1 protein-coding gene and 1 pseudogene are annotated in these 1,421 nt (G+C 75.2%); both read right to left on the bottom strand.

Annotation, left to right across the window (positions count from 1 at the left end; translation table 11 throughout):
* A pseudogene (locus AC2W7A_RS12400) lies at nt 1–776 on the bottom strand (ATP-dependent DNA helicase RecG); the annotation flags it as partial.
* Nucleotides 763–1,421 (bottom strand): DAK2 domain-containing protein (locus tag AC2W7A_RS12395; protein ID WP_485991609.1); only part of this gene is annotated, 659 nt, incomplete at its 5' end. The pseudogene AC2W7A_RS12400 and the gene AC2W7A_RS12395, both read right to left, overlap by 14 nt.

Raw genomic sequence — 1,421 nt, 5'->3', positions numbered from 1 at the left:
GCGGACGGGCCAGGGGACGCCTGCACGATGCAGGCTCGCGCAGCGCGAGCGCGCGGCGGGCGGGGGCCGACATCGGACAGCTCGACCGGGGTGTGCAGGTCACGGTACGCCTGCTCGGTGCCCGGCAGAGGCCCCCCGAGGTCCAGCTCGGCGGCCGCGCCGGCGCGCAGGGACTCGGTGAGCACCTCGGGGACCGTGGACCAGTCCACGGCGTCGAGGACGGTCATCACAGCGGTCCGGACCACCCAGCTCGGCAGCTTCCCGGTGGCCCGGTACAGGGAGAGGGGCCGCAGGTCGGCCTCGGTGGCCTCGGCGTCCTCGGCCAGGAGCGTGAAGTCCGGGTTGTTGAGCGTCACCCGGTCCCGGTAGACCGTGGTCTTGCCCTGGAACATCGCCCTCATGCCCGGCTCGAGTCGGCGTCGTGCGTCGTGGCCGTTGAAGAACGCCATGGAGAGGGCGGAGCCGGGGCCGGCCGAGGTGTCCGGGTCCGCCACCGTGACGTCCACGATGAAGCCGCTGCGGCTGCGCATCCTCCGGGTGTTCACCGACCGCACCTCGGCGACCAGCGTGACCTCGGCGTCGATGGGCAGCCGGGAGATCGGCGTGAGCTCTCCGCGTTCGATCCAGCGCCGCGGGGCGTGGTCCAGCAGCCCGCCGACCGTGGTGATCCCCAGCTCCCGGGCGATCCGGTCCGCGGTCTTCCCGCCGAGGACTCCGGACAGCGGCCGGTCGAACGGATGGACCGCCGCCCCGGCGCCGTGCTCAGTGCTCGCCATGGGTGTGGTCGTGGCCGCCGCGCCCGTCCGTCAGGTCGGTCACGTGCACGTCTCGAGGGTCGCCGGCCTCGCGGAAGAGGTCCTCCGCGAGCGGCGCCCGGGGCACGTGCACGTGCACGCGCCACGGGACGACGTCCTGGGGATCGTCACCGCGCCGGGTGGGGGCGACGATCACGGAGTCGCCCACCTCGGTGAGGCGGTGCCGCAGCGTGGCCGCTCCGAGGGGATCGAGCTCGATGGTGCACATGACCTCGACGCCGCCCCCCGGGCCGTGCACCGTGGCGGCGACGCCGTCCGCATAGCCGCGGAGGCCGTCGGTGAGGGAGGTCTGCGGGGTCTCGTCCAGCATCACGGCCCGCAGCGCCTCCAGGACCAGCAGCAGGCCCACGGCGCCGGCGTCCACCACGGCGGCACGGCTGAGCTCGTCCAGCTGCCCCTCGGTCTGCTGCACGGCGGCCCGGGCGTCGCGGACGGCCCCGGTGACGGCCTCCTCCAGCACGGCGCGCGTCCGCGTGTCCCGGCCCTGGACGGAGGCGGACCGGACGGCGGCCTGGACGCTGGCCGGGCCGCACCGAGGATGGACAGGATGGTGCCCTCCCGCGGGTCGGAGAGCGCGGTGCGGGCCGCCGTGTCCGCCCGCAGCAG

It is taken from the genome of Micrococcus sp. LASM2_SD2, from assembly GCF_057364565.1.
Note: the sequence above shows the minus strand (reverse complement) of the source record. Positions and strands in the feature narration are given on the sequence as shown.